Annotated in this window: 7 protein-coding genes; 2 read left to right on the top strand and 5 right to left on the bottom strand. The window is 65.1% G+C overall.

Going from position 1 to position 8,038, the window contains the following annotated elements:
• Positions 1–482: 482 nt before the first annotated feature.
• Genes QMG83_RS13395 through QMG83_RS13385 form a run of 3 tightly spaced genes read right to left on the bottom strand, consistent with a single transcriptional unit; the run spans position 483 to position 5,710 of the window.
• On the bottom strand, positions 483–2,192 hold the full coding sequence (locus QMG83_RS13395) for a YhgE/Pip family protein (RefSeq protein WP_283505904.1): 1,710 nt from the start codon (positions 2,190–2,192) through the stop codon (positions 483–485).
• Complete coding sequence (locus tag QMG83_RS13390) at positions 2,189–5,116, bottom strand: MMPL family transporter (protein WP_283505903.1); 2,928 nt, start codon at positions 5,114–5,116, stop codon at positions 2,189–2,191. The genes QMG83_RS13395 and QMG83_RS13390 overlap by 4 nt, the downstream gene beginning before the upstream one ends.
• 45 nt (positions 5,117–5,161) lie before the next feature.
• Positions 5,162–5,710: a TetR/AcrR family transcriptional regulator gene (locus QMG83_RS13385; RefSeq protein ID WP_283505902.1), complete on the bottom strand. Its 549-nt coding sequence runs from the start codon at positions 5,708–5,710 to the stop codon at positions 5,162–5,164.
• Positions 5,711–5,846: 136 nt separating this feature from the next.
• Between QMG83_RS13385 and QMG83_RS13380 the strand changes: the two genes are divergently transcribed.
• Both QMG83_RS13380 and QMG83_RS13375 read left to right on the top strand, forming a co-directional pair.
• Positions 5,847–6,026: a hypothetical protein gene (locus QMG83_RS13380; protein ID WP_283505901.1), complete on the top strand. Its 180-nt coding sequence runs from the start codon at positions 5,847–5,849 to the stop codon at positions 6,024–6,026.
• 2 nt (positions 6,027–6,028) lie between these two features.
• Entirely contained in the window at positions 6,029–6,418 is a 390-nt protein-coding gene (locus QMG83_RS13375) for a hypothetical protein (protein WP_283505900.1), read from the top strand.
• A gap of 85 nt (positions 6,419–6,503) precedes the next feature.
• Here the strand turns inward: QMG83_RS13375 and QMG83_RS13370 are convergent, their stop codons facing one another.
• The gene (locus QMG83_RS13370) at positions 6,504–7,229 is read right to left on the bottom strand and encodes a FadR/GntR family transcriptional regulator (RefSeq protein WP_283505899.1); all 726 of its coding nucleotides are present in this window, start codon (positions 7,227–7,229) and stop codon (positions 6,504–6,506) included.
• 19 nt (positions 7,230–7,248) lie between these two features.
• A complete protein-coding gene (locus QMG83_RS13365; RefSeq protein ID WP_283505898.1) occupies positions 7,249–8,037 on the bottom strand; it encodes a 3-oxoacyl-ACP reductase in 789 nt (262 codons plus the stop codon).
• Position 8,038 lies beyond the last annotated feature (1 nt).

Here is an 8,038-nt window from a genome sequence, read left to right as displayed (position 1 = left end):
AATAGGTCAATCACATAAAGCACAGTCGGGTTTTTGGCATTTGACATTGTGCACGCTGTTGAGTTCTCAAGGATCGGACGCTCCTGACCTCCACCACAAACGGCTTCACCCAGGGCTACAAAACCTGCGCCACCCCCCACACAAAAGCGCAGAAGGCAACCTGTCTAACTTACCAACTTTCCCGAGTCTGTCAAGTCGAGCGGCGAGCACCTGAACGGCACATCGACACGCAACCAACACTCGAATAAGCGGGTTCTCATCCTAAGATCTGAAGACGAAACCTGCAAGAGGAAATTCGCTATATGACTCGACTAAAACCCGAAAGTTTTAGAGGATGGCGGCCCCCACTTGAGGCCGGAAACCTAGCAGCAGAACTGCCCGGGTTTTCCGCACCTTTGGGGTGACAAGAGATGACTTTACGTGCATTTCTCGCCCCCCACCAAACTACGCCGCATCCCGGGCGTGTCGCAGGTCGACCCGTGTCACGGAGTGACCGCGCGCGGCACCAGGCCGAGGCTGAAAGCTCGTCGACTTCGTCGCATCGCGACCAGTGCGAGCAGCACGCTTCCGGCACCGAATACGAGCAGGATGACCGCCGCCACCACGACCGAAGCCACGCTTCCGCCGGCGATGATCCCCTGCATGCCGTTCACCGCATACGTAAGCGGTAGCAGCGGGCTCACGACCTGGTACGGCTCGGAGAGGGCCTGGATCGGATAGATCCCTCCCGTCGACGTGAGCTGGAGGGCCAGCAGGAACAGGGACACGACAAGGCCGCCCCGACCGAACCCGATGGTCAGCAGATAGTGGAACGCGGTGAAAGCCAACGCAACCAGCAACGAGAATCCGAGCGTCGCCGGCAGCAGACTCCAGCCCACCCCGAGTGCGCCATGAAGCAGGGCCACCAGGAGCACGGCCGGAGCCGCACTGACGATGCCTGCACGTCCGAGCGCGGAAGAAACAAGGCGACCGCTGCTGGCCGTAGACGCCAGAGCTCGCCGGGAGACGGGCTGCAACACCAGGAACACCGCAAGCGCCCCGATCCACAATCCCAGTGGAATAAGGAAGGTCGCCACGACCTGGCTCAGGTCGGAGACCTCATTAGCTGTCGATACCGACAGGGTGACAGGGTCTGCGACGATCTCTGCCGTGGATGCCGCGGCCCCGCTGTCGGCGGCCGGCACCAGGTCTGCACCAGACTGCAGCCCCGTCGCCAGGTCTGTCGCGCCGGCGGCAAGCCCGCTCGCCCCGCTCACCAGCGCGGGCCCGCCAGCACTCAACTGTGCCGCCCCGTCGGCACTCTGGGAGATGCCATATTGCACAGACTCGATGCCAGAGGTCGCCCGGTCGGACAGCGATGCACCACCCGCAGCGGCGCCGGCCAGCTGATCGGTGATAGAGCGGAGTCCACCCGCGATGGCGGGGTCGACCGTGGGATTGGCTTCGATGGCGGGCGTGAGTTGCGTGAGGGCAGCCGAGAGCTGCGAGATCCCGCCCGTGTAGCTGTCGATGCCGTCGGTGAGCCGGGTGAGCCCCCACGCGCCGTCTCTGAGGTCGCTGAGCCCACCGGCGAGCGAGCCGACTCCCGCGGTGTACTCCCCCAGGCCGCCCGACAGGGAGGTCGCGCCGGTTGACAGTTCGGTGGCGCCCGCGGCCGCCGTTCCCAGGGAGGTGCCGAGATCGCCGAGGCTTTCGTAGATGCCGCCGATGTACTGGGCGGTGATGGCCTTGCCGAAAGTGTCTGTCATCGTCTGGCCCACCACCTGCGCGACCGAGCCGGTCAGGTAGCTGTGGGAGTCGTCGGTGCGGATCGAGATGTCCGCCTGCTGCGGATCGCTACCGGAGAGCGACAGGATCGACGTCGAGAAGTTGGACGGCACGGTGAGCACGGCGTAGACGTCGCCCGCGTCGAGTGCTGCCGCGGCATTCTGAGCATTGGTGATCGTCCAGTCGAAACCGTCGGCGCCGGTGAGCTCGGTGACCAGAAGTCTCCCGGCGAAAACGGGCTGCTCGGTGCCGTCGGCTGTGGTTGTGTTCTGCAGCACGTCGTCGTTAACGATCGCGACGGGAATGTTGTCGAGAGACGACTCCCCCTGACCGATCGCCCCAACGAAGAGGCCGGTGAAGGCGAGCGGGATGAGCGCGGCGGCGGCGAGGCCCACGCGCCTTAATGCCGTGGTGGTGGTCGTCATCGGACGACTCCTTCCGTGCTGAGGTGTCTGGAGTGCGGGAGGGCGAGAGGCCCGGCCAGGTCGATATCGATGTGGGCGCGGTCGCCCGTGGCGTTCGCGAACGTCGCCGAGCGAACCAGTCGTGAGGCTGGCGGCGTGCCGATCACGATGACCGTTGTCGCGCTTGCGAGGGAACACACGGCCTGGATGAAGGCGGATTCGTCTCGGGGGTCTGCGAACGCGTCCAGTTGGTCGAGCATCACCACCGCCGGTTGTTCGGCGATGGCGATGCTCGCCAGGGCGACCGCACGCTCGAGCTGCGGCAGCCCCACCAGGGTGCTGCCGCGCTGGATCGTCACGCGAGAATCACCCAGCGCGGCGTTGACCCTGTCGAGCCACCGTTGCGACTGGGAGGTGACGGTGAAAACGCGGTACCACGGCTGGGTCATTTCGAGTCGTTCGCCCAGCAGATCGCCGACGGTGAGACTTTCCTCCGAGCGCTGGCTTCCACCGATGTCGGCGAGGGCGACAATCGAGCGCACGGCGGCGGCTTCGGAGGGCAACGGATGCCCGCCCACCTGCGCGCGCCCCGACAGCGGCTCCAGCCGTCCAGCCAGGGTGGCGGCAACAAGCCGTCGATCCATCGCGTCGCCACTGGCGGTCACGACCGAACCCTGTGCGACGGAAAGGGTGAGGGGCCCCACGCTGTGGGACGCGGAGCCGACGACGAGATCGTCCAGGCTGATGACAGCCGTGGTGGCCGCAGCCCAGTCGACAGAGTGCTTGTGCTCGCGCAACTTCTCACCCTCGATGTCGAGCATCGGCAGGGCGCGACCGAGCCAGCGTGGCATCCACCATGCCGCGTTGCCGAACAGGGTCATGAGCGCCGGCACCAAAGTCATGCGCACCAGGAAGGCGTCGAGCGCGATGCCGACGGCAAGGCCGAGCGCGATTCCCTTGATGGTTCCGCCGCCCTCGGGCACGAAGGCGAAGAACACGAAGAACATGATGAGCGCGGCCGCCGTCACCACCCTGGCCCCGTTGGCGAACCCCGTGCTGACGGAGTGCATAGCGTCGCCGGTCTTGACGAACTCTTCGCGCATGCCCGACACAAGGAACACCTCGTAGTCCATGGCCAGCCCGAACAGCACGGCCATCAGGATGATCGGCATGAAGCTCAGGATCGGTCCGGGGTTTTCGACGTGCAGCAGTTCGGAGAACCATCCCCACTGGAAGATCGCGACGACGATTCCGAACGATGCGACGACGGAGAGCAGGAACCCCAGGGCCGCCTTGATCGGCACGAGCACCGACCTGAACACGGCCATCAGCAGGATGATGGAAAGGCCAACCACGATCAGCCCGAATGGCACGAGGGCGTTGGTTAGACGGTTGGAGATGTCGATGCCAATGGCGGTCGACCCGGTGACAAAGATCGGGGTGTCGTAGCGCGTTTCGATGGTCGGTCCCAGATCCCGGATCGCCTGCACAAGCTCCTTGGTGGCGACGGCATCGGGGGCGCTGGAGGGGGTGACCTGCAGAATCGCGGTGTCGAGCCCCTCATCCGGAATGCCCTGAGAGACGAAGTCGACGTCTGGCAGGGCACGAAGGTCGTCGGCGATCGATTCGAGGTCGCTCAGGATGTCTGTGGTCTGGGTGATGTCGACGGCGACGATGAGCGGGCCGTTGTATCCGGCCCCGAAACCCTCGCTCACGAGGTCGTAGGCTTCCCGCTGGGTGGACCCGGCTGGCTCCGATCCCCCGTCGGGCAGGTTCAGGTCGAGGCTGAGTGCGGGGATCGCGAGGGTTCCCAGGATGGCAATCACCCCGACGGTCGCGAGGATGGGATGCTTCATCACTCCCTTTACCCACCGCATTCCCATGCTTCGCTGTGTGTCGGGTTCGGCGTTGGCACGCTTCCAGGCGCGCGAACCCGTCTTCGGCGCGAGCCGTCCCTTGGCCAGCCCGAGGAAGGCGGGAAGCAGAGTGGTGGCGACACCGATCGCGATCAGCACCGCGACCGCGGCGCCCACCCCCATGACGCTGAGGAACGGGATTCCCACCACCAGCAACCCGAGCAGGGCGATGATGACCGTCAGACCGGCGAACACCACGGCACTTCCTGCGGTGCCCACCGACATGGCCGCCGATTCTTCCGGGTCTTCACCCCTGGCCAGTTGTGTTCGATGCCGGGACAGGATGAAGAGGGCATAGTCGATGCCGACCGCGAGGCCGATCATGAGGGCGAGCAGGGGGGCCGAGCTCGAGACCGTCGTGAAAGCCGAGAGCATGATGATCGCGCCCATCACGATCCCGACGCCGATCAGCGCGCTGATCAGGGGCATCCCTGCCGCGAGCAGCGAACCGAAGGTGATGATGAGCACGACCCCTGCGAAGAGCACCCCGAACACCTCGGTGATGGTGATTCCGACGGTGTTGTCCTGGAATACCTGCCCCCCGAATTCGACCCTCAGCCCGTCGCTGTCTCCCACGCTCGCTGTCGCCTTAAGGTCGGCGATCGTCGCATCCGTCACATCGGCAGAAGGGCCGACAAGTTGAACCCGGATGATCGCCATATCGCCGCCGCTGCTGATCGCGTTGCCGGCGTACTCGCTGAACGGACTGAGAGCGGAGTCGACTCCCGTGACATCCGAAATCGCGGCGACGAGCCTGCCGATCGCGGCTTTCTCCTCGACGATGGATGACCCGTCCGGTGCCACCACGACAGCCGTCGCACTCGCGCCTGCTACCGAGGGGAACACCGCCTCGAGCCGGTCAAGGGCATCCTGAGATTCCGTGCCGGGAATGACGAACGATTCCTGGGTCTGCCCGCCGAGCGCGATACCGCCGCCGAGCACACCCACGATGAGCAACAGCCACACCCCGAGAATTCGCCAGGGACGGCGATAGGCGAATCGGCCGAGTCGGTAAAGAAGAGTTGCCATGGTCTGCCCCAGGGTGGTTTCGGGTTGCTGTCGGGTGCCGGAAGGTCAGCGGGTGCTGACGGGCGCGAGCAGTTCGCTCATGATGGTGATGAGAGCGGCCCTGGTCTCATCTGCCGGGAATTCGATGCCATGCGCGTGAGTGGTGCACAACATGTACGCGGCGCCACCAAGCGCGATCCCGAAGCGCATGTTGTCTTCGAGGGATTGCGTGTTCTGGGAGAAGAAGGTGGCGAGTCGAGCCACAATCGAGTTCGCACGGTCAACGACCGGCACGTCGACCAGGGAAGGCCCCTGGTTGATGAACATGTTCACCTCGAGTCGATGAAGCAGCAGGAAGTCCACGAACACCTCGAGAAAAGCCTGGCTGTCGCTCACGCTCCCGCTGTTCTCGAGTAGCGCGAGCACCCCGTCCATCCGGTCGAGCGCTGGGCCAATCACGGACTCCAGCAGTTGCTCCTTGGACGCGAAATGATAGAGCACGCTCGATTTTGAGACCCCCGCGAGTTCCGCGATTCGCTGCAGCGACGTCGCGGCGTAACCTGCGGAAGCGAACTCGCTCAAAGCAATCGCACGCAATTCTTCATGGGTTGACATGACGTCGAGACTAGCTGACCGATCGGTCAGAAACTACTCGACCTATCAGGGAACTGCCAGAAATGGCACCCCCCGTGTACGCGTTGCGAACCGGGTAGCGTTAGTAAAAATCTCAGGAGGTACCGTGCGCAGGTTCATGTTCAACACGACTCTCCTCAGCGCCGTCTTCGGCGGCTGGGGCACAGTTCAGGCGACGCGAAAGGGTCCACGGGACTGGCGACTCATCCTGATGTGGGTCAGCTGGGGCGCGACTGTAGCAATCGCCGTCGGCACGATCGTCAAGCAGGCCAAGGACCACGACGAGCTGGAGGACTGAATATGTTTGGAAACGGCTACGGCTGGGGCGCGTTCCACTTCATCGGGACGCTTGTCGGCGGTCTCTTCGCCTTCTTCATGGTGCTGGTTGCCGCGGCCCTCATCTTCCTGCTCGTGCGATTCCTTCTGGTCGCGACCACCGCGGCCAAGATCTACGTCGCGAAGAATTCCCCGGTGAAGCCGGTCTCGACCCCGGCGGCTGAGCCCACCCAGGCTCCCAGCCCGGCCCCGACCGACACGACGGCTCCGGTTGCTCCCGAGCCGGCCGATGATCCGACAGCCACCACTCCCCTGTTCACGGATGGCGCTGGCACGGACACCGCTGTCACCGAGAGACTGACCCCGTCACCGACTCCCGTCAAGAAGCCGCGAAAGAAGCCAGACGCCCAGTAGCCGGCACCGCGAGACCTCCACTTTTGCTGGGTCGACGCACGTGCAGGCAGCACAAGTGGAGGTCTCGGCGCGGCGGCCGCGGCCGCTAGCCCAGGAACGCCCGCAGCAGCGCCGCCGACCCCGCGAGATGCTCGGTCATCGCCTCGCCGGCGCGATCCGGGTTGCCGGTCAGGATGGCGACCACGATCGCCTCGTGCTGCTCGTTGGAGTGCGCGATATTGCGCGCCAGCAGCGGGATGCCATCGAGCAGCTCGTTCACGTGGGTGCGGTTGTCGGCCATCAGTGACACGAGCGACGGCATGCCGACGACTTCCGCGATCGTGAGATGCATCCTAGAGTCGAGTCTGCGATAGTCGTCGACGGATGCCTCTGACACCTCCCGCAGGCGAGTCCAGAGCAGTTCACGGTCGGCCGCTCCCAGCTCGCGGGCCGCCGCAGCGCGTGCGGCACCCACCTCGAGGATGTCGCGGAGCCCGAGCACGTCGTCGATCAGCGCCGGGGTGGGCGGCGCAGCATCCGGAACCACCCGCTCGGGAACTGTCTCGCTGACGAATGTGCCGCCGTAGCGACCGCGACGCGAGACCAGGTATCCGGCCTCCGACAGCGACTTGATCGCCTCGCGGACGGTGTCGCGACTGACCGAGAACCGCGCGGCAAGCTCGCGTTCCGGGGGCAGGGCCCCTCCGGGCTCCACGATCCCGAGACGGATGGTTTGCAGCAGGCGCGCAACGGTATCTTCGAACGCATTTCCGTTGCGCACCGGGCGAAGCAGCACCCCGTCGGCGAGTCCGGCGGGTATCGGGTCAGTCATTTGTCACCGCCGCCATCGGTCACAGGGGTGTGACGTAAGCCGAACTGATGCCGCCGTCGACGAGGAACGTCGATGCGGTGATGAAGCTCGCGTCGTCGCTCGCGAGGAATGCGACGGCCGCCGCGAGTTCCTCGGGCTCGGCAAACCGACCCTTCGGAATGTGCACGAGTCGCCTCTGGGCACGCTCGGGGTCTTTCGCGAACAGCTCCTGCAACAGTGGCGTGTTTACCGGGCCAGGGCACAGTGCATTCACCCTGATGCCCTGGCGGGCGAACTGCACGCCGAGCTCCTTGGTCATCGCCAGAACGCCTCCCTTCGAGGCCGTGTAGGAGATCTGCGACGTGGCCGACCCCATCACCGCGACGAACGAGGCCGTGTTGATGATGGATCCGCTCTGCTGCGCCACCATGTGCCTGAGGGCGGCCCGCGAGCACAGGTACACGCTCTTGAGGTTCACGTCCTGCACGCGATCCCACGCCGGCAGCTCGGTGGTCTCGATCGAGTCGTCCTCCGGGGGCGAGATGCCCGCGTTGTTGAACGCAATGTCGACGGAGCCGTAGGTGGATGCCGCGGTGTCGAACAGGTTGTTCACCTGGGCTTCGTCGGTGACATCCACCTGGATGAAGAGTCCGCCGATTTCGGCTGCCGCTGCGGTGCCCGCCTCAACGTTGAAGTCGCCGATCACGACGGTGGCGCCTTCGGCGGCAAACCGGCGCGCAGTCGCAAAACCGATGCCGCCGGCACCGCCGGTAATCACGGCGACCTTGCCCTTGAGTCGCTGGGTGAGGTCGATGGGGGTAATGGCCATG

Origin of the sequence: Salinibacterium sp. G-O1 (genome assembly GCF_030063305.1) — a bacterium.
Classification (GTDB): Bacteria; Actinomycetota; Actinomycetes; order Actinomycetales; family Microbacteriaceae; genus Rhodoglobus.
Note: the sequence above shows the minus strand (reverse complement) of the source record. Positions and strands in the feature narration are given on the sequence as shown.

Bases quoted from the DNA above. Each gene is read 5' to 3' on its own strand.
- QMG83_RS13375 (WP_283505900.1), top strand. From the start codon at position 6,029: ATGTTTGGAAACGGCTACGGCTGGGGCGCGTTCCACTTCATCGGGACG.
- QMG83_RS13370 (WP_283505899.1), bottom strand. From the start codon at position 7,229: ATGACTGACCCGATACCCGCCGGACTCGCCGACGGGGTGCTGCTTCGC.
- QMG83_RS13385 (WP_283505902.1), bottom strand. From the start codon at position 5,710: ATGTCAACCCATGAAGAATTGCGTGCGATTGCTTTGAGCGAGTTCGCT.
- QMG83_RS13380 (WP_283505901.1), top strand. From the start codon at position 5,847: ATGTTCAACACGACTCTCCTCAGCGCCGTCTTCGGCGGCTGGGGCACA.
- QMG83_RS13365 (WP_283505898.1), bottom strand. From the start codon at position 8,037: ATGGCCATTACCCCCATCGACCTCACCCAGCGACTCAAGGGCAAGGTC.
- QMG83_RS13390 (WP_283505903.1), bottom strand. From the start codon at position 5,116: ATGGCAACTCTTCTTTACCGACTCGGCCGATTCGCCTATCGCCGTCCC.
- QMG83_RS13395 (WP_283505904.1), bottom strand. From the start codon at position 2,192: ATGACGACCACCACCACGGCATTAAGGCGCGTGGGCCTCGCCGCCGCC.